This is a genomic window from Citrobacter sp. NCU1 (assembly GCF_010231475.1).
GTDB lineage: Bacteria > Pseudomonadota > Gammaproteobacteria > Enterobacterales > Enterobacteriaceae > Citrobacter_D.
This window is the reverse complement of record NZ_NRDO01000016.1, coordinates 23,546-41,970: the sequence shown is the minus strand read 5'-3', so window position 1 is coordinate 41,970 and position 18,425 is coordinate 23,546. Positions and strand designations below refer to the sequence as shown.

16 protein-coding genes are annotated in these 18,425 nt (G+C 52.5%); 7 read left to right on the top strand and 9 right to left on the bottom strand.

The window, feature by feature from the left end:
• Positions 1-6 precede the first annotated feature (6 nt).
• A complete protein-coding gene (locus CJP72_RS06780) occupies positions 7-222 on the bottom strand; it encodes a DUF2754 family protein (RefSeq protein ID WP_162380119.1) in 216 nt (71 codons plus the stop codon).
• Between the two features lie 260 nt (positions 223-482).
• On the opposite strand from CJP72_RS06780, the gene CJP72_RS06775 reads away from it, so the two are divergent.
• Complete coding sequence (locus tag CJP72_RS06775; protein WP_162380118.1) at positions 483-791, top strand: YaiY family protein; 309 nt, start codon at positions 483-485, stop codon at positions 789-791.
• Positions 792-816: 25 nt separating this feature from the next.
• Here CJP72_RS06775 and CJP72_RS06770 read toward each other — a convergent pair whose 3' ends face one another.
• Together CJP72_RS06770 and sbmA are read right to left on the bottom strand one after the other, a co-directional pair.
• Positions 817-1,920 carry a DUF1615 domain-containing protein gene (locus CJP72_RS06770; protein ID WP_162380117.1) on the bottom strand — a complete coding sequence of 368 codons (1,104 nt, stop codon included), beginning with the start codon at positions 1,918-1,920 and terminating at the stop codon, positions 817-819.
• A 14-nt stretch (positions 1,921-1,934) separates the two neighbouring features.
• Positions 1,935-3,155 carry a peptide antibiotic transporter SbmA gene (gene sbmA / locus CJP72_RS06765; protein WP_162380116.1) on the bottom strand — a complete coding sequence of 407 codons (1,221 nt, stop codon included), beginning with the start codon at positions 3,153-3,155 and terminating at the stop codon, positions 1,935-1,937.
• Between the two features lie 425 nt (positions 3,156-3,580).
• On the opposite strand from sbmA, the gene ampH reads away from it, so the two are divergent.
• Positions 3,581-4,738 (top strand): D-alanyl-D-alanine-carboxypeptidase/endopeptidase AmpH, encoded by a 1,158-nt coding sequence (gene ampH / locus CJP72_RS06760; RefSeq protein ID WP_162380115.1) that lies wholly within the window; start codon positions 3,581-3,583, stop codon positions 4,736-4,738.
• 1 nt (position 4,739) lies between these two features.
• Here the strand turns inward: ampH and iprA are convergent, their stop codons facing one another.
• Positions 4,740-5,363 carry a hydrogen peroxide resistance inhibitor IprA gene (gene iprA / locus CJP72_RS06755; RefSeq protein ID WP_162380114.1) on the bottom strand — a complete coding sequence of 208 codons (624 nt, stop codon included), beginning with the start codon at positions 5,361-5,363 and terminating at the stop codon, positions 4,740-4,742.
• Between the two features lie 89 nt (positions 5,364-5,452).
• The gene (gene ehaB / locus CJP72_RS06750; RefSeq protein ID WP_162380113.1) at positions 5,453-8,377 is read right to left on the bottom strand and encodes an autotransporter adhesin EhaB; all 2,925 of its coding nucleotides are present in this window, start codon (positions 8,375-8,377) and stop codon (positions 5,453-5,455) included.
• 506 nt (positions 8,378-8,883) lie between these two features.
• Here ehaB and hemB point away from each other — a divergent pair.
• Complete coding sequence (gene hemB, locus CJP72_RS06745) at positions 8,884-9,858, top strand: porphobilinogen synthase (protein ID WP_162380112.1); 975 nt, start codon at positions 8,884-8,886, stop codon at positions 9,856-9,858.
• A gap of 204 nt (positions 9,859-10,062) precedes the next feature.
• On the opposite strand, the gene tauD is transcribed toward hemB, so the two are convergent.
• From tauD to tauA, 4 genes are read right to left on the bottom strand one after another with little or no spacing between them, the layout of a single operon-like run.
• Positions 10,063-10,914, bottom strand: coding sequence for a taurine dioxygenase (gene tauD / locus CJP72_RS06740; RefSeq protein WP_162380111.1), 852 nt, complete (start codon positions 10,912-10,914; stop codon positions 10,063-10,065).
• Complete coding sequence (gene tauC, locus CJP72_RS06735) at positions 10,911-11,738, bottom strand: taurine ABC transporter permease TauC (protein ID WP_162380110.1); 828 nt, start codon at positions 11,736-11,738, stop codon at positions 10,911-10,913. Before tauC ends, tauD begins: the two co-directional genes overlap by 4 nt.
• Positions 11,735-12,502: a taurine ABC transporter ATP-binding subunit gene (tauB, locus tag CJP72_RS06730; RefSeq protein WP_162380109.1), complete on the bottom strand. Its 768-nt coding sequence runs from the start codon at positions 12,500-12,502 to the stop codon at positions 11,735-11,737. Before tauB ends, tauC begins: the two co-directional genes overlap by 4 nt.
• Positions 12,503-12,513: 11 nt before the next feature.
• Positions 12,514-13,476 carry a taurine ABC transporter substrate-binding protein gene (gene tauA / locus CJP72_RS06725; RefSeq protein WP_162380108.1) on the bottom strand — a complete coding sequence of 321 codons (963 nt, stop codon included), beginning with the start codon at positions 13,474-13,476 and terminating at the stop codon, positions 12,514-12,516.
• 274 nt (positions 13,477-13,750) lie between these two features.
• Here tauA and CJP72_RS06720 point away from each other — a divergent pair, with 274 nt between their 5' ends.
• From CJP72_RS06720 to CJP72_RS06705, 4 genes are read left to right on the top strand one after another with little or no spacing between them, the layout of a single operon-like run.
• Positions 13,751-14,380 (top strand): response regulator transcription factor, encoded by a 630-nt coding sequence (locus CJP72_RS06720; RefSeq protein WP_162380107.1) that lies wholly within the window; start codon positions 13,751-13,753, stop codon positions 14,378-14,380.
• Positions 14,380-15,921 carry an MASE1 domain-containing sensor histidine kinase gene (locus CJP72_RS06715; RefSeq protein ID WP_162380106.1) on the top strand — a complete coding sequence of 514 codons (1,542 nt, stop codon included), beginning with the start codon at positions 14,380-14,382 and terminating at the stop codon, positions 15,919-15,921. Before CJP72_RS06720 ends, CJP72_RS06715 begins: the two co-directional genes overlap by 1 nt.
• Positions 15,922-15,981: 60 nt before the next feature.
• Positions 15,982-17,310: an MFS transporter family glucose-6-phosphate receptor UhpC gene (gene uhpC, locus CJP72_RS06710; RefSeq protein ID WP_342212286.1), complete on the top strand. Its 1,329-nt coding sequence runs from the start codon at positions 15,982-15,984 to the stop codon at positions 17,308-17,310.
• The gene (locus CJP72_RS06705) at positions 17,307-18,338 is read left to right on the top strand and encodes an ABC transporter substrate-binding protein (RefSeq protein ID WP_162380104.1); all 1,032 of its coding nucleotides are present in this window, start codon (positions 17,307-17,309) and stop codon (positions 18,336-18,338) included. Before uhpC ends, CJP72_RS06705 begins: the two co-directional genes overlap by 4 nt.
• Positions 18,339-18,425: the final 87 nt, after the last annotated feature.

The following is an 18,425-nucleotide window of genomic DNA, read 5'->3' as shown; positions in this document are numbered from 1 at the left end:
TACGCGTTATCGGGCATCTTCCGCTTCATCTTCCACACGACGGCGAATAATCAGCCCGGAAAGCCAGAAACTGATGGCCCATGTCACCAGACCGACGGCATATGTTTGCCACCCTTTGGCTTCAAAACCCAATAACCCCACCACCCCATTCAGGATGAAGATAAGCCCAATGGCAAAGGCATAGTAGTGCCAGTCACGGCGAATTTTTACAGGCAAGTTCATTACAGCTCCGGGGACAGGGCATAAAAGAACATTCTCGCACATTGACATCTGACGGTCTGTGGCAGAAGCGGAATTTCTGAAATGTTACACAACTGAACGCAAAGATCGTGTTTTGTGACAACGAACAGAAATCTGCAATCCAGGAGTAATCCCTGGGCGAAATTACCATCATTCTGATATTGACAAATCTGATGACCTGCCAGAATTACTGCGAGCCACTGGTATGACGCCAGAGTTGCAGAATTCCCCCGGAGGTCTTTATGGCTGATTTCACTCTCTCAAAATCCTTGTTTGGCGGGAAGAAGCGGGATACTACCTCCACTCCAGGTAACATCGCTTACGCCGTCTTTGTGCTGTTTTGCTTTTGGGCTGGGGCGCAGATTTTAAATCTGCTGGTTCACGCACCGGGCGTCTACGAACATTTAATGCAGGTGCAGGAAACCGGACGACCACGTGTCGAGATTGGTTTAGGTGTCGGCACCCTTTTTGGTCTGGTGCCATTCCTCGCGGGGTGTTTGATTTTCGGTGTGATTGCCGCGTTTCTACGCTGGCGCCAGCGTCATCAATAAACCCGGAGCCAACAGACTCCGGGACTTATCCGGCCGGAGAATTCATACAGCGAGCCCGACGTTCATCCACCCGTTTTGCAAACCATGCGGTGGTCAGATTACGCGTGATCTTCGGACTTTCCAGTTGAATCCCCGGCAACATCTCTCTCGGTAGCGCTTTGCCTGCTTTGGCTTCCGCCAGCTTATACACCTTTCCGTACAGCGCCGTCTCTTCAAAGGCCAGACTGTCACCTTTCTCCAGTTGACGGCGGATCTCGCTCTCGCTCATTCCCAGTGTGTTTGCCAGTTTACGTATCGCCAACTCCGTTTTGCCCGGCTCTTTACTGTCGTAACGGATCAGATCGCCATCAAGCGCCAGTTTCACACCGCTGGCTTTAGCCACCGCATTCTGGAAAGCCGCATTACGACTGGCGTACCAGCCGGCGTTAAAATCAGCGAAACGGAAAATGGGCGCGCTGTAATTCGCGGGATAATTCAGCAGATGGTACGTACCGAACCACAATCCGCCCCGGCGGGAGAAGACTTCCTGGCGCACCGTGCCTTCCATTTTCCACGGATAGCCTTTGGTATGCTGCTCGGCAAACGCGATGCTGACTTGCATTGGGCCGCCCGTGTGCACCGGATTGAGCGAACCAAACAGCTTCTGCCCCATCGGCACCATATTAATAAAATCATCAAAAATGGCGCTGAGCTGTTTCTCCGTTTTCACCGAATCCAGACGTTCGCTGTAGCTCTTCCCTGTCGGGGAGTTGATTTTCAACGCCGTATGGACCAGAAAAACAGGAATGTGCATACGCTCTGCGCGTTTGTCGATCTCCTGCCAGGCTATTTTACTCAGGCCTGGCACAGCGGGATCCGCCTGATAATTTGACTCTTGCTGCGCCACCGCCAGCACCGAGCAGACATTTTCGACCGTCGGCGCCAGCCCCTGGCTCTCAAACGTCTTGGCCAGATCCTTCGCCCAGGCATCCCTGTCTTTCACACTTGCCGGCATTTTTTGGCGCACCACGCTTGCCACATCCACGGGTTTTTCACCCTTTTTTAAGGGCTGCGAGGGTTGGGTACTGCAACCTGCCAACACCAGCACAGCCAGTAATGATAAGGGGTAAAGACGGGATACCGCCGGCATAACGTTTCCTTTTGTTAGCTAAATGTGTTGGTCACTTCCTGAATTTCTTGCCCATCCAGCTCACGTTCAAAGCTGCGTAAACGTTTATAGATAGACATCAGCTCAACCAACGTGGTCCAGGAATTAATAAGATATTGGAAAGAACCACGCACCTGACCAAACACGTTGGTGATTTGCGTCATCAGACCCAACGTAATGGTACCCGCAACAATCGACGGAAACAGCAGGAACAAACCGAAAACATTATCCACTTGCAAATAGAGAATGCGGGCAATATTGAAGTACATATAGTGGAAATAGAGACGGAAATAGTTCTGGCGCACCGCGCTGAATAATTCCCGTATAGTCGGCGGCGTAGCGCGACTGCCGTCATCTTCGCCGTAAACCAGCTCTTTACGGTAAGCTGCTTCAACGCGCTGGTTTTTAAATTCCAGTCCCGGCAGTTTGATCCCCACGACGGCAAGCAACCCGGTGCCCATCAGCGACCAGACGATCGCAGCAATCACCAGACCATATGGAATATGCCCCACCACTGGCAGTTCCGGCACATGCGCGGAAAGCGTGACCAATACGGGCAAAAAGGCGATCAGCGTCATGATGGCATTAATGAAACTCACGCCCATGTCTTCCAGAGTTGACGCAAAACGCATGGTGTCTTCCTGCACACGCTGCGCGGCGCCTTCTATGTGGCGCAGGTGCTGCCAGTGCGCCATGTAATGTTCGTTCATGGCGGTACGCCAACGGAACACATAGTGGCTCACAAAGAAATTGTTCATCACGCCAATGACCACAGCGATCAGCGCAATACCGAGAAATACGCCCACTTCATGATAGAACTGCCCGATGGTCACTTTATGCGGCGAACTTAATGCCGTCTGGATCAAGTCATAGAATGGGGCATACCAGGCGTTGACAGCGACACCCACTTCAACCAGAAACCATGTGACGAAGATAATCAACGAGGTGCCAAGAATTGACCAGTACTGCCAGCGGTGCGGGCTATAGATAAACCAGAACAGCGCAAACAGCCCTACGCAAATAATGTAGTAAGCGTAGAAAACCAGGTAGTCCAGCGACCAGAATCGCGCGGCGCTGATAGGAATATTACCGGACGCGCCAGTGATATGAGCAACCCAGGCTCCCCCACCCGCTTGCCAGAATATGACGGCAACCAACGCCCAAATAAATGCCGAGATAAAAAACGGCCCCGGCTTGGGGAAAAAAGACTTAAACATGATGCTCTCCTGCTAACTTCTTATCGTTATGACGACGACTGCCTGTTTTTGCGCCATAAACGGCGGTAATGCAGCTTCATTCTCGTGATAAACGAGACGGAACCGACCATTGTGACCAGGATCGTGGTGCTTAGTTCGCTTTCCAGGTTTCAGGAATTGTTTCGGCGGGTTTCACAAAAACGAAATTCTCCGGCGTCTTGAGGTTACCACAAGCCTGGGATCACAAAAGCGAACATTCACTCTCAACAAAAAAAGCCCCATTTACTCGCCGTTACGTTTTTCACACTATCATTGCTCTATTTAGCGCTTTGCAGGCGCCGCTGAGTAGTATATACAACAAATCGTTCAGGTCGCGTTGAGTCGGTCTGAAAGAAGAAGTGTGTAAACTCGCACCGTTCTCTTCAATTAACTTATGGACACCACCGTTGAAACGTAGTCTGCTTTTTTCTGCCGCGCTCTGTGCGGCGTCATTGACATCTGTCCACGCGGCCCAGCCTGGCCTCGATCCGGTTTTTGCTTCCGATATCGTCGATCGATATGCCGAACATATTTATTACGGCAGTGGCGCCACGGGAATGGCGCTGGTTGTGATAGATGGAAACCAACGTGTGTTCCGTAGCTTTGGTGAAACACGGCCTGGTAATAACGTCCATCCTCAATTGGATTCCGTGATTCGTATTGCGTCACTCACCAAATTAATGACCAGTGAAATGCTGGTGAAATTACTCGATCAGGGTACGGTGAATCTGCACGATCCGTTGAGTAAGTATGCGCCCCCTGGCGCACGCGTTCCGACATATCAGGGAACACCGATTACGCTGGTGAATCTGGCGACCCATACCAGTGCATTGCCGCGTGAACAGCCAGGCGGTGCGGCACATCGTCCGGTCTTTGTCTGGCCAACCCGTGAACAGCGCTGGAGCTATCTCTCTACCGCAACATTAAAAGCGTCACCGGGTTCGCAGGCCTCTTATTCTAACCTGGCGTTCGACCTGCTGGCCGACGCGCTGGCTACGGCCTCAGGCAAGCCTTACACCCAGATTTTTGAAGAGCAGATCACCCGTCCGCTCGGAATGAAAGACACGACGTTTACCCCTTCGCCCGATCAATGCAAGCGCCTGATGGTTGCAGAAAAAGGCGCAAGCCCCTGCAATAACACGTTAGCGGCTGTTGGCAGCGGCGGCGTGTACTCAACGCCTGGAGATATGATGCGCTGGATGCAGCAGTATCTCTCTTCTGATTTTTATCACCGTAGCAACCAGGCTGACCGCATGCAGACACTCATCTACCAGCGTGCGCAGTTGAGGAAAGTGATCGGCATGGACGTGCCAGGCAAAGCGGATGCCCTGGGACTGGGTTGGGTTTACATGGCGCCGAAGAATGGGCGTCCGGGAATCATTCAGAAAACAGGTGGCGGTGGCGGTTTTATTACCTACATGGCAATGATCCCACAACAAAATGTCGGCGCATTTGTCGTGGTGACGCGCTCTCCGCAGACCCGCTTTACCAGTATGAGCGATGGTCTCAACGATCTGGTCACGGAATTAAGCGGAAATAAACCCCGGGTGGTTCCTGCATCCTGATTTAGTATTCTGAAGGCAAACGGGTGATGCTAACCAGTTTGCCTTTACTCATTACGATATAACCGCCCTTACGCAGAGCAGCAAGCACTTCGGCAACAACGGAGCGTGAAATCCGCGTTCTCTGGTGAATATAGTTCATAACACCAATACGAAAACGCAATTCTTCATCCCACTCATTCATTGAGATCAATGTGGCCCGGATTTGTTCGTAAGAATTATGGCCAATCAGTTGTAAATCACGCAATTCCATAATGCGGTTTTTCCATGCCAACCAGCAAAATGCTTCGCGCCACAGATTGTTTTTTTCTATTATTTTTATCGTTTGAGCAGAAGGAAGATGATATCCAGCGCAGCGACCTTCCGTGATTAATTTATACTGCACATCATTTTTCATAACACCATCAGATAACCCGGCGAGAAAGGGAGCCTGAGCGATACCGACAAGTATGTGTTCACCTCTCCAGAGAGAAATAGAACCACTTAAGATAACAAATGTATTGTCCTTATGTAGATCATTAGAAAATAAAATTTGTTTTTTGTCATATAACTCGAAGCGAGTGCCATATTCAGACAAACATTGATCGAGTTTACCAAATTCATTCACTGGTTTACTCAGCGAGAGCATTTTTCATCCTATGCAATAATGCCCGTCGAATCCTTGACGGGCATTTCTTAGATTAAATAACTTTGAGCCATTTCCTCAGGAGGAAATAATTACCAGGTGTATTTAACACCCACGTTTGCAGCCCAATCTTGGTCTACGTCACCACCACCGAGGTAGTTAGCATCGGTATAGGCGCTGAAGTTCCTGGTGAAGCTGAACTGAGTACCCAACCCAACACGTACCGCAGAACCTTCGGTGCCGTTGTCGATAGAGTCGCCGTTTACGTCAGCATCGTTATTAGCATCGTCGTAAACGTAGGCCAGTTTGAAGTATGGCGTCAGAGCCTGATCCTGGCTGTAAGTGAAGGTATAACCTGTATCTACACCCAGTTCATAGCGCATGCTGTCATATGATTGACCGTCAACTTTCATGTCGTTGCTCAGCTGGTAGTCATCACCAGACTGGAACAGACCAGATACGCTGCCGTACGGAGTGACATACCCTGCATCACCCAATTTCCAGTCGTAACCCAGTTTCAGACCGAAGCCCCAGGCATCAGAGTTGGTGCTGCCGTCAACGTAAGTACCGTCGCTCATGGAGGCAGACAGATCGTTGTTGAAGTGAGAATAGCTCAGGCTGCCATCTACAAAAATGTTATTCGCGAAGTGGGCAGAAGAGTAGATGTAGGCAGTCTGGCTGTCTTGATCTACCTGACCTGTACGGTCACTCATGTCACCTTTCGCAAAGCCTGCTGCCGCCCCCACAATCCACTTCGCGTTGTTACCGTCAACTTTGGAATCAACACCCACCATGATGCCGTTGACATCCTGGTCATAGCTAATCGTGTCGTTGTCGCCGTTGAAGCTACCACCAAAGTAACTTACCCAGGCACCACCGTTATCTGCCAGACCATGACGAGAGTTGCTCAGACGCGTACCAACGGTATCCTGCTCCAGATTCCAGATATTGCTGTTAGCAGACGGAATACTCAACGCCATATTTGCGTAGTCGGTCAACTCCATCTGTTGCATTACAACAGTATTGCCTTTCTGCTCAGCCTGATAAGTGTAAGCGCCCAAATCGGCTTTGTTCGCCGCAGAGAAAGTCGCGGTGCTGTTCTTGTCATTCACATAGATCAGCTCTTTGCCGTTGTAGTCAGCAACGGAGCCAGCACCTGTGGCGTTGTCGATACGTACTTTGTAGTTACCGATTGCAGCTGCGACGTGGTCACCTGCGTTATCCACTTCGGACTGGTCAGAAGAACTGTCGGCATCGCCATTACCATTAACGGTCAGATGGCCATCAGAGTTCATCGCAATAACACCGTAGCCGTAGTTAGACTTCGTAGTGTCATTAGTACGGTCGTTGCTCAGGTCAGAATCCAGCACGTAATTGTTGCTGTGAATATCAAACACACCGGCATTCACGTTGCCATTTGTCTCTGTCGTGCTGGTCAGATTCAGGGTATCTGTCTGCAACGCGTAATCAGCACTGTTGCCCACATCCAGCACGCCGTTATTCGTCACATTGATGGTATTGGCATACAGTGCAGCATCATCGACGTTCCACCCCGCAGAGACATCATCGGCAATGGTGACGGTACTGTTGTCTACAGTCAGCGTGTCGGTCGCTACATGACCATCTTCGTTGATGTTAAGAGCAGCACCGCTAGCCAGATTAATCGTATCTGACACCAGAGAAGAATCCGCAACGTTGACCACAGAACCACTGTTGATATTTAAGGTGTCAACCAGAGAAGATTTGGTGGTATCCCACTGAGAGCCGTTTTTCAACGTTACGTTAAACAGCCCACTTTGATAAACTTCATTGCCCACAACATGACCATCTTCGTCATAGGCGGTGTTGCCATTATCAATACCGAAAGTAGAGGATGGCAACAGGCTGTTAGCCGCAATATCGATAAGCGTAGACGTTGCATCAGTACCGGCAGCAACGTCGTCATAAGTACCATCGCCATCAGTATCAACCTGATGTACAGACATCGCCGCACCCACCCATTTACTGCCGTTATCTAACGTCAAATCCAGACGGTCAGTACCATCCCAGCCGTTAGTATCGACAGCCGCGTCAGTATCACGGTAGCTATCCGCACCGTTGGGGTAGAAGTTTTCATCGAAATTGCTGGAGAAAACAACGTCGCCCATCAGAGTAGAGTTGCTGAAGTATGCGGTAGTCTGCATCGCATTGTCTGCCGTTGGATTAGCAGTAACCGCTAAAGCGATATCATCAGCCGTGCTGGTGCCGCTATAATCGCTGGCATTACCGTTATTGCCGAACCAACCCGAGGTTCCTTCGTCAGACAATGAACCGGATGTCACGGTAGAATCCGTCACTGTAATGGTGTTATTAAACACTTCACTGCTGTTCACACCCGTGCTAACGGTATTATCGTCAACATCACTCCACTCGTAACCCTGAGTTAGCGTAATACCTGCAACATGAGCGTTGTTGCTGATGGCCAAATCAACTTCCTGATCCAGCGTAATTGCTGTTCCCAGGTTATAAACGTCAACAACATGCGCATCCGCAGTACCGTCAGTATTTGTACCGTTGTAAGTATAGTGCTCGTAGTTATCGTCGATCGTTGAGTTATCAACGGTCAGCGCCAGGCGGTCATAGACATAGCCCGTCGCATCGCGACCAGTGCAATCGCCGCTCATACACTCTGACGTAATCATTCCGTGTACGGTGCTGTTTTTAATTGTCAGGCTATTACTATTGGTGTTAGTTGAAAGACCATCATCCAGATAGTAGGTTGAGATTACGCCGTTAACGGTCGAGTTATTGATTACCGGGTAGATATCACCGTTATAAACGCTATCGGTCGCGTAGTTGTTCCAGCCGACGTAGCCATCATAATAAACGCCGTCAGCATAAGTGGTGTCGTTATAGTGCGTAAACGTTGTGTAAGTAGTACCGGATATATCAGTGGAAGCATTTGCCTGAGAAGTGATTGCCAAAGTGCAGGCTAATGCTAATTTTGAGACTACGAGTTTCTTTTTCCAGGAGTGCATTTGTCATCCCTCCTCAGGGACGTAATAGTGTTGATCCATCAATTACCAAAGCGTAGAAAACATTATATTTTGCAAAGAGGATTATGCGGCACTCACACTAAAAGGTTCAATTCTTCTTTCCCATCAGTCCGGATTCGGACAATAATAAAAGCACTTAAAAAAACCGAATAAAAACCAGCACAACCATTAAAAATCAAAATATTAGATATAAAAAAAAGAAAACACACACATCACTTCCATGATTACATAAGATAGAATAAAATCACCCAACAAATAACCTAAAACCACCATAACAATATAAAAGAAAAATAAATTAATATTTAAAATATACAAAAAACAAAAATAATAATTATCAATGTAAATATTTTGCCACCCATAGCAAAATATTGCTCAAATATTTATTTAATTAATTATGAGAGTAGAATCATAAGGCCAACTTTCGTAAAACACTCGTGCGCAGATTCAGGTATACTACGGTCTTCGATTCCACAAACATCAGGCATACCATGACAGACTTAATCCAACGCCCTCGCCGTCTGCGCAAATCTGCTGCGCTTCGCGCCATGTTTGAAGAGACAACACTCAGCTTAAATGACCTGGTGTTGCCGATCTTTGTTGAAGAAGAACTCGACGACTATAAAGCTATTGAAGCAATGCCCGGCGTCATGCGCATTCCAGAGAAGCATCTCGCGCGCGAAATTGAGCGCATTGCCAACGCGGGCATTCGTTCCGTCATGACTTTTGGCATTTCACACCATACCGATGACACCGGCAGCGATGCCTGGCAGGAAGATGGTCTGGTGGCGCGTATGTCGCGTATCTGCAAACAAACGGTGCCGGAAATGATTGTGATGTCTGACACCTGTTTCTGCGAATACACCTCACACGGTCATTGTGGCGTACTGTGCGAACACGGCGTCGATAACGATGCAACGCTTGCCAATCTTGGTAAGCAGGCTGTGGTGGCGGCAGCGGCGGGCGCTGACTTTATCGCCCCTTCCGCAGCAATGGACGGTCAGGTGCAGGTTATCCGCCAGGCGCTTGATGCGGCAGGTTTCACCGACACTGCCATCATGTCCTATTCCACGAAATTCGCCTCCTCTTTCTATGGCCCATTCCGCGAAGCAGCAGGAACGGCACTGAAAGGCGATCGTAAAACCTACCAGATGAACCCAATGAACCGTCGCGAAGCAATTCGCGAATCACTGCTCGACGAAGCACAGGGCGCTGACTGCCTGATGGTTAAACCGGCGGGCGCATATCTGGATATTTTGCGCGATATCCGTGAACGTACCGAACTGCCGATCGGGGCTTATCAAGTGAGTGGCGAATACGCGATGATCAAATTCGCCGCTATGGCGGGCGCGATTGATGAAGAGAAAGTCGTCCTGGAAAGCTTAGGAGCTATCAAACGTGCGGGCGCAGATCTGATCTTCAGCTACTTTGCGCTGGATCTGGCAGAGAAAAAAATCCTGCGTTAAGTTAACACCGTGAGTTTAGGATCGGGATATCCGGGGCGACACCGGGTTTGGCGTCCCTCCGGGAACCAAAATCCCTGTGTTTCCCCTCATTCATTGGCCAAAGTGAACGGTGTTATGCGTTAAGGTGTTTTGCCGGATAGCGGCTTCGCTGTATCCGGCCTACAACACGTCAGATCCGGTAAGCGAAGCGCCACTCGTCAGTCATCAGCTGGCACGAAAGTAAGGTTTATCACCCAGAATGGTCGCCCGGTGCATGATGCGCCGTTGCGGCAGGTAATCGGCGTTGGCGTAATGTTGCGTCACCCGATTATCCCAAATCGCTACGTCATTGGGCTGCCAGCGCCAGCGCACCTGGAACTCAGGTTTTGTGATATGGGTAAACAGGAATCCGAGTAACGCTTCACTCTCTTTTTCCGTCACATCGACAATCCGCGTGGTAAAACCTTCATTCACAAACAGTGCCTGCTTACCGCTCACCGGATGGGTACGCACGACCGGATGCCGCAATGGCGGGTGCTTTGCCACCGCCGCCAGCCACCGCTGATGCTCTTCTTCACTTTTGCGGTATTTATACTCCGGGAACGATTTGCGAAAATCATGCTCCGCGTGAAGGCCGCTCAACAACTGACGAAAAGGCGCTGAAAGCGCGTCAAATGCCGCAATTCCGCTGCTCCATAACGTATCGCCACCGGTTGATGGCAGCTCTTTGGCTGCCAGAATCGCCCCGGCAGGCGGCGTTTCAATAAACGTCACATCGGTGTGCCAGTTGTCGTTGTCTGGTGGATTATCGTTATGGGTATCCAGCACGATAATTTCATCGACCCCTTCGGCATGCGGGTAGACCGGATGAATATGCAGCTCGCCGAAACGTTGCGCCAGCACGCGCTGTTGCTGCGGCGTGATGGCCTGCTCACGCAGGAACACAACCTGATGGCGCAGCACCGCATGATACAGCTGTTCAAACTGGTTATCGCTCAGCGGACGGGTTAAATCCGCACCGGAAACCTGTGCGCCAATATACGGCCCCAGCGGGGTAATGCTCAGACGTTCACTCATTGTACTTCTCCATGCCAGGGCGTCAGGCGTCGCTGGAGCGCACGCAAACCCAGTTCTAAAAGAAAGGCAATCACCGCAATGACTGCGATACCCGCCAGCACCACATCGGTCGCCAAAAACTCACCGGCTGACTGCACCATAAAGCCTAAACCTCGTGTTGCCGCAATCAGCTCCGCCGCCACCAGCGTCGACCAGCCAACGCCCAGCCCGATACGGAGTCCGGTGAGAATTTCCGGTAACGCACCGAGCAGAATCACAAACCACAACACCTGAATGCGGCTGGCGCCCAGCGACCTTGCCGCACGAAGGCGAACCTGCTGCACGCTTTTTACTCCCGCCATCGCCGACATCGCGACAGGCGCGAAAATGGCCATATAGATCAAAAGGATCTTGGAGGTTTCGCCAATACCAAACCAGATAACCATCAGCGGCAACCAGGCGAGCGGCGGAACCGGGCGATAAAGCTCAATAATGGGATCAAGAATGCCGCGTACCGTTGGACTCAACGCCATCGCGATACCGACCGGAATACCGATAATCACCGCCGCTGACAGCGCCAGCACCACACGGGTCAGGCTGGCCACCAGATGTTGCCACAGCGTGGCGTCCATAAAGCCCTGTTGCCCGGCGATGGCGATCAGCTTTTGCAACACCTGCTCCGGCGGCGGCAAAAACAACGGGTCTATCAATACCAGCGCCGTCACCGTCCACCACACCGCGAGGATAACCGCCAGCGTTGCGAGACTTAACGTTATCTGTCGGGAGAACGGCCTGCGCCATTTCAACGTCCTATGGCGCGGTTTATCACTGATCACCACACTCATGAAAAGGTCTCCCGTTGCTCAAAGACGCGACTTAACACATATTCACGGGTCTCGATAAACAGCGGGTCGGACTTAATGCTGCGAGCTGACTCACCCGCGACAAAACGGCGGGCAAAGCTCAGCGGCAGGCGTTCCAGCACCCGACCCGGTCCTGGAGACAACAGCACCAGTTCTGTTGCCATAAATACGGCCTCCTCAATATCGTGCGTAATCAGCAGTACTTTTTTGCCCGTCTCATGCCAGAGCGTCAGCAGCAGGGTTTGCATCTGCTCGCGGGTAAAGGCGTCCAACGCGCCGAAAGGCTCGTCCAGCAGCAAAAGCTGCGGATTCGCCGCCAGCGCGCGGGCAATCCCCACCCGCTGGCGCTGCCCGCCGGAAAGCTGCCAAATAAAACGCGTCCCCGCCCCTTCCAGCCCGACCTTTTTCAGCATCTCCTGGGCGACCTGCTGACGCTGCGCTTTCTCTACGCCTGCCAGTTGCAGGCCAAATCCGACGTTATCCTGCACGTTACGCCACGGAAGCAGACCTTCGTGCTGAAAGACCACACCGCGATCCGCGCCAGGGCCGTCCACCGGCTTTCCGCCCAGCAGAATACTCCCGCGCTGGTACGGCACGAATCCGGCAATCAGGTTCAGCAGTGTCGTTTTACCGCAGCCGGAAGGCCCCAAAACCACCAGCAATTCACCGCTGTCGAGCGTCAGACTGATATCGTCCAGCGCCGGTTTACCGCCGTAATCCGCAAAGAGATGAGAAATGTGCAGCATCAGCGCCTCCTTTATTGCACAAAGCGGTCAGTGACGTACTGGCTGTAATCTGTCGCCACGGCAGGCACTTTGCCTTGCTCTTTGAGGAACTGCGCGGTGTCGATAATCGCTTTGTTTACCGCGCCGGAGAGTTCAGCTGTCTGCTGTTGCGCCGTCAGATAAGTGTTGCCTTTTACCAGTCCCGGCACGTCAGATTCGGGGACGCCGCTCAGGCGCGACAGTTTGCGGATGTTTTCCGGCTGTTTCAGCCATTCATCAGGATTGGCGAGATAGGGTTGCTGGGCATCGATGGCGCTTTTGGCGAACGCTTTCACCACCTCCGGATGCTTTTCGGCAAAGTCTTTACGGACCACCCAAACATCCAGCGTCGGCGCGCCCCACTCGCCCACTTTTTCGGAGTCGGTCAGCACCTTGCCGTCTTTTTCCAGCGCGTTCACCGCAGGCGCCCAGACGTAGGCACCGTCAATATCCCCGCGCTGCCAGGCGGCAATAATCGCGGGCGGTTGCAGGTTCACAATCTCCACCTGACCGGGCTTAATCCCCCAGTGCTTTAACGCCGCCAGCAGGCTGTAATGGGTGGTCGAAATAAAAGGAACCGCTACCCGTTTACCGATCAAATCTTCGGGCTTGCTGATATTTTTCTTCACCACCAGCGCTTCAGAATTGCCGAGTTTTGACGCCAGCAGGAATACCTCAATCGGCACCTGCTGACTGGCGGCGACCGCCAATGGACTGGAACCGAGATTACCAATCTGCACATCGCCGGAAGCCAGTGCGCGAACGATGCTCGCGCCGCTATCGAACTTGCGCCAGTCCACGGTGGCGCCACTCTCTTTGGCGAACGTGTTGTCTGCCTGCGCCACTTTCGCCGGTTCCGCAGACGTCTGATACGCGACGGTGACGTTCACCGCCTGTGCCTGAAACGCGATGAATGCCAGTGCGGCAATAACGATGTTACGCGATGATAAAGCCATAGTGTCTGCTCCCTTGTCTTGTTATGGGGGCAGTATTTCGTGGCGGCTGGATTTGATAAAGGAATTAAAAATTCTGGCTAAGAACAAAGCGTTTTTAGAAATAAAGCGGCAAAGGTTAGCGATTTTGCGCATGTCTCAGTAAGCCGGATGGTTACAGGCGCCCCAGACAAAACATTGCGATTTTGTTACATTCATTACATAACTATATCCCGGTGATTGCCAGCACAACCCTGACAGGCATCATAGGGTCCTCATTTGGCAAGAGAAGATAAATATGATTCGTGTTGTGCTGGTGGATGACCACGTGGTGGTTCGTTCCGGCTTTGCGCAATTATTAGGTCTCGAAGACGATCTCGAGGTCATCGGTCAATACAGCAGTGCTGCCGAAGCCTGGCCTTCCTTGATGCGTCATGACGTCAGCGTCGCCGTGCTGGATATCGCCATGCCGGATGAAAACGGCCTGAGCCTGTTGAAGCGACTGCGCGCGCAAAAAACCGACTTCCGCGCCATCATTCTCAGCATCTATGACACACCAGCCTTTGTGCAGAGCGCACTGGATGCCGGTGCCAGCGGCTATCTGACCAAACGCTGCGGCCCTGAGGAGTTAGTGCAGGCAGTACGTTCCGTCGGTATGGGCGGTCACTATCTGTGCGCCGACGCGTTACGGGCGTTGCGCGGCGGCAACCAGCAGCCGCAGGTGCTGGACATCCTCACCCCGCGAGAACGCGAGGTGTTTGATCTCCTCGTAAAAGGCAACAGCGTCAAGGAGATCGCTTTCCAACTCGATCTGAGCCATAAAACGGTTCACGTGCATCGCGCGAATGTGCTGGGCAAACTACAGTGCCACAGTACCATCGAACTGGTGCATTTCGCGCTCGACCACCAGTTGCTGACGGGGCATTGATGTCGCGCAGCGTTCGTCACTGGGTGATCTCACTGTTCATTGTGTTGGCCTGGGGAACGGGCTGGCTGATGCTGTGGACGCTTGGATTTTATCTGACCCATAATGGTCAGCAGGCGGCGCTGTTTCTACCGCACGGCGTCTATCTTGCATTGCTGATCCTGCTGTCACGCCGCTACTGGCCCGCACTGGTGCTGCCGCCCATACTGATGCTGTTCTGGCTACACCACGAGCAGTTACTGAATGGATATATTTTGCTGGCCGCGCCGCTCATGAGTCTGCTCCCTGCCAGTATCGCCCAAACTTTCTGGCACCGTTTTCCCCTTTACTGGCAACGGTTAACACTGCTGCTGGCGACAGTGACCGCGGCGTCATTACTCAACACCGCCCTGCTTGCGCCGTTTATGAAAAGTCCGGCGATACTACACGGTCTCACCTCGTTTACCGGTGGTGTGCTGCTGACGCCATTTGTTTATCTGATCTTCGAATTTTTACGCCAACAGCACCGCTATCACCTGCTGGGGCTGGATACCAGTAACCCTCCGCTGCGCGCGTCGCTCATCATTTGGTGTAGCCTGTTCTTTATTATCGGTATCGGCACTCAAATGGTGTTATCGCCAGAAATTGAACGCCTGCTACTGATTGCCGTGTTTTTGCCCAACGTGATCATGGCGTGGAAGTTTGGCTGGCAGGGCGGCGTCCTCTCCGGCCTGTTAGGAAGCATGATGATCACCATCGCCCGTCAGGTCGGCGTGGGATTCAGCAATCTCATTGAACTGGAGATCTTTCTGGCGACCCAGGCGCTACTCGGTATTGGTCTGGGGATTGCCATTAGCCGCCAACAGCATCTGGCGCAAAACCTGCACCACTATCGTCAACGCCTTGAGGCCGAATTGGCCGCCCGACGGGCGTTGACGGAAAAGCTTATCCATACCGAAGAAGACACGCGAAAAAATCTGGCGCGCGAACTGCACGACGAAATCGGCCAAAACATCACCGCCATTCAGATCCAGTCACAACTGGTCAAACGGGCGCGCGATCCCGAGCAAACGCTGGCCGCTGCCGCTCAAATTAACGATCTTGCCCGACGTATTCATCACTCGACCCGCCAGTTGTTACGCCAGTTACGTCCGCCAGCCCTCGATGAACTGTCGTTTAAAGAGGCATTGCATCATCTGGTCAACGAATTTGCCTTTGCCGAGCGCGGCATTACCTGTCGCTTTGATTACCAGATAGCGCACCCGCCGGAGAGTGAAACGGTGCAATTCACCCTCTACCGCCTGTTACAGGAGCTACTGAATAACGTCTGTAAACATGCCGGTGCCAGCGAGATTTCCATCGTGTTGCGCGAGCACAACGCGCTCTTGCATCTGGAAGTGAACGATAACGGTGTGGGTATTCCCTCAACAAAAATCCCAGGATTCGGGATTCAGGGAATGCGCGAACGCGTGAATGCGCTGGGTGGAGAATTGACGCTGGAATCGCAGCATGGCACCCGGGTAATTGTTAACTTGCCCACAGTTTTGCAACAAACCCCGTATTAACCAGGAAAAAGTCTTAGTCACTGCGGACTTTCTCTCATCCCCTTTGGTTTTCACTTTCCTATAGTCAGCGCAAATGGAGACGTCATGCACACACGCCCAGCTACTGAAACTGACCAACAATACCGGACGCTGCGTCCCCAGTTGCTGATGTGCATGGTCATCGGCTATGCCGCGTTTTATCTGACGCGCAAAAGCGTGAACTACATACTCCCGGCGCTGCAAACGGATCTTGGACTGGATAAAGGCGATATCGGCCTGTTGGGGTCGCTGTTTTACCTGACCTACGGCCTGTCGAAATTCACCGCCGGGCTTTGGCACGACAGCCACGGCCAGCGCGGGTTTATGGGCATAGGTTTGTTCGCCACCGGACTGCTGAATGTGGTGTTCGCCTTTGGTGAGTCACTGACGTTGCTGCTGGCGGTCTGGACGCTAAACGGATTTTTTCAGGGCTGGGGATGGCCACCCTGCGCCCGTCTGCTGACCCACTGGTATTCGCGCAACGAACGCGGCTTCTGGTGGGGTTGCTGGAATATGTCGATCAACATCGGTGGGGCCGTAATCCCGCTGATCAGCGCCTTCGCCGCCTATTCATGGGGCTGGCAGGCAGCGATGCTGACACCGGGGATCATCAGCATGGCATTAGGCATTTGGTTGACGCTGCAACTGAAAGGTACGCCCCAGGAAGAGGGATTGCCGACGGTGGGTGAATGGCGACATGACCCGCTAGAGCTACGCCAGGAGCAGCAAAGCCCGCCGATGGGGTTATGGCAAATGTTACGCACGACGATGTTGAAGAACCCGATGATCTGGCTGCTGGGCGTCTCTTACGTGCTGGTCTATCTGATTCGTATTGCGCTCAACGACTGGGGCAACATCTGGCTGACGGAAAGCCACGGCGTCAATCTGCTCAGCGCCAATGCAACGGTGATGCTGTTTGAAGTCGGCGGGTTGCTTGGCGCACTGTTCGCCGGATGGGGCTCAGATTTGCTGTTCAGCGGCCAGCGTGCGCCGATGATTTTGCTGTTCACGTTGGGGCTAATGGTTTCCGTCGCCGCGCTGTGGCTGGCGCCAGTGCATCACTACGCGCTGCTGGCGGTCTGCTTTTTTACGGTGGGCTTCTTTGTCTTTGGCCCGCAAATGTTGATTGGCCTCGCAGCTGTCGAATGCGGACACAAAGCGGCAGCGGGCTCCATCACCGGTTTTCTCGGTCTGTTCGCCTATCTTGGCGCCGCATTGGCAGGCTGGCCTCTGTCGCAGGTGATTGAACACTATGGCTGGTCGGGGATGTTCAGTTTGCTCTCGGTCGCCGCCGTATTTATGGGTTTATTGCTGATGCCGCTATTGATGGCGGGTATTACAACCTCTCCCGGTCAAAGGATAAAACAATGAGAAAAACGCTGGTCACTACCCTGATTGCTTCCGGCATTGCGCTGGCAACCTTAAGCGGCGCGGCACAGGCCAAAGGTCGCCTGGTGGTCTACTGCAGCGCCACCAACGAAATGTGTGAAGCCGAAACCAAAGCCTTCGGCGACAAGTACGATGTGAAAACGTCGTTCATCCGTAATGGCTCCGGCAGTACGCTGGCGAAAGTTGATGCCGAGAAGAAAAACCCGCAGGCCGACGTCTGGTATGGCGGCACGCTGGATCCGCAGTCTCAGGCCGGTGAAATGGGGCTGTTACAGCCGTATAAATCGCCGAACCTGGAACAGGTGATGGCGCAATTCCGTGATCCGGCGAAAGTGAAAGGCAATCTCTCCTCGGCAGTTTACGTCGGAATTTTGGGCTTTGGCGTCAACACTCAGCGCCTGAAAGAGAAAAATCTGCCCGTGCCGAAATGCTGGAAAGATCTGACCAAACCGGAATACAAAGGCGAAATTCAGATTGCCGACCCACAAAGCTCTGGCACCGCCTACACCGCGCTGGCCACCTTCGCCCAGTTGTGGGGTGAAGATCAGGCCTTTGATTACCTCAAACAACTGAATGCTAACGTCTCCCAGTACACCAAATCCGGGATTGCCCCGGCACGCAACGCAGCGCGCGGTGAAACGGCCATCGGCATCGGCTTCCTGCACGACTACTCGCTGGAAAAAGAACAGGGTGCGCCACTGGAGCTCATCGCTCCCTGTGAAGGCACCGGCTATGAAATTGGCGGCGTCAGTATCCTGAAAGGCGCACGTAACCTCGACAACGCCCAACTGTTTGTTGACTGGGTGCTGTCGAAAGAGGCCCAGGAGCTGGCGTGGAAGAAAGGCAAGTCCTATCAGATCCTGACCAATACCACTGCCGAAACCTCGCCGAACTCGCTGAAACTCGACGACCTGAAGCTTATCAACTACGACATGGATAAATACGGCTCAACGGACGTGCGTAAAGCATTGATCAACAAATGGGTCAGCGACGTGAAGATGGGTAAATAAGCATCACGATGACTTTCTCCAGGTAAGGTTACCCAGGCCGGATTAGGCAACGCCGCTATCCGGCAATTATCGTCACCCTGAATGCCG